The organism is Dietzia sp. B44, assembly GCF_014145245.1.
GTDB classification, from domain to species: Bacteria; Actinomycetota; Actinomycetes; order Mycobacteriales; family Mycobacteriaceae; genus Dietzia; species Dietzia natronolimnaea.
Genome location: NZ_JAALEF010000468.1, coordinates 1 through 1,671 on the forward strand (window position 1 = coordinate 1; position 1,671 = coordinate 1,671).

Sequence of the window (1,671 nt, forward strand, 5' to 3'; positions counted from 1 at the left end):
GCTCGGCGACGAGCGCTCGGCCGAGTACGGCGCACTGCCCGACGGCGTGGACGTGGCCGCGCTCGTCGCCCGAGCCTGATCACGACAACTGCCACCACCCCGCTGTCACCTCGGCGCTGTCACCACCGCGCTGTCACCGCCCCGCTGCCACCACCCCGCTGTCACCACCGCGGGGAGAAACGACACCGCCAGTTTCGCTATTCGGCGGACAGTCGCGTGAGGGAGGTCACAGACTGGAGGGACCCCGACAAAGAGGTGCAGTATGTCAATCGATGGCGATCCGCGCGATCCGGTCTACCGGCCGGGCCCGGCCCCCCTCCGCTCCCACCTGCCGATCCTGGGCGGGACCCTCGAGTACGTCGAGAATCCGCTGGCCACGATGGCCCGCCGGTACCGCGACCACGGGCCGGTCTCCGAACTGAGCTTCCTCGGCGCCACCTGGACCGCGCTGATCGGCCCCGACGCGTGCCAGATCGCCCTGCAGAACGCCGACAAGGCGTTCGCCAACGGCCCCGGCTGGGGATACCTCGTCGGCCCGTTCTTCGACCGCGGGCTGATGCTGCTGGACTTCGCCGAGCACCACCACTACCGGCACCTCATGCAGGAGGCGTTCACCCGCCCCCGGCTCGAGGGATACGCCCGTACCCTGGCCCCGCTGGTCGAGCGCGGGATCTCGAGCTGGACCCCTGACTGGGCGTTCGAGGTCTACCCCGCCCTCAAGTCGCACACGCTCGATCTGGCCACCGAGGTGTTCATGGGCGGCGCCGAATACGCCGAACCCGGGGAGATCGAGCGGGTCAACACCGCGTTCGTGGACTGCGTGCATGCCGCCAACGGTTACATCCGCTCGACCGCTCCCCTGCCGTTCACCAAGTGGGGTCGCGCGACCCGCGGCCGGCGCCTGCTGGAGGAGTTCCTCCGGCGCCACCTGCCCGCCCGCCGTGCCAACCCCGGTGAGGACCTGTTCTCTGCCCTGTGTCAGGTGGCCGACGCCTCCGGCGGGATCGACGACGACGACATCATCAACCAGATGATCTTCCTGCTGATGGCCGCACACGACACCACGACCAGCACCGTGACCTCGATGGTCTACGAACTCGGGCGCGATCGGGAGTGGCAGGAGCGCTGCCGGCGGCAGTGTCTGGAACTGGGCCCCTCGCCGACCCTCGCCGAGCTGGAGGGTCTCACCGACCTGGACCTGGTGATGAAGGAGACGCTGCGGCTGCACCCGCCGGTGCCGGTGCTGGCGCGCCGGGCGGTCAAGGACACCGAGGTGCTCGGGGTGGCGATCCCCAAGGGACGGCTCGTCTCGGTGATGCCGCTCCTGTCGCACCACATGCCCGAGTACTGGACCGACCCGGAGATCTTCGACCCCGAGCGGTTCACCGAGGGCAGGCGCGAGGACAAGTCCCACCGCTACGCCTGGGAGCCCTTCGGCGGCGGGGTACACAAGTGCCTCGGCATGATCTTCGCCAACCTGGAGTCCAAGCTCGTCCTCAGCGCGCTGCTCCGGCACTTCGAGTGGTCGGTGCCTCTGGACTACGTCCCGCCCATGAAGAACGACTCGCTGCCGTTCCCCGGTGACGGGCTCCCGGTGTCCCTGCGGCCGCTCACGCCGGCCCGCACCGGCTGAGCCGACCCGGCGACTCGCCCGCCCGCGCGACCCGCCCG

Annotated in this window: 1 protein-coding gene; it reads left to right on the forward strand. The window is 70.1% G+C overall.

Features of this window, described 5'->3' with window-relative positions; translation table 11 throughout:
- The first annotated feature begins 262 nt into the window (after positions 1–262).
- Complete coding sequence (locus G6017_RS14290; RefSeq protein ID WP_182617957.1) at positions 263–1,633, forward strand: cytochrome P450; 1,371 nt, start codon at positions 263–265, stop codon at positions 1,631–1,633.
- Positions 1,634–1,671 lie beyond the last annotated feature (38 nt).

Bases quoted from the DNA above. Each gene is read 5' to 3' on its own strand.
- G6017_RS14290 (WP_182617957.1), top strand. From the start codon at position 263: ATGTCAATCGATGGCGATCCGCGCGATCCGGTCTACCGGCCGGGCCCG.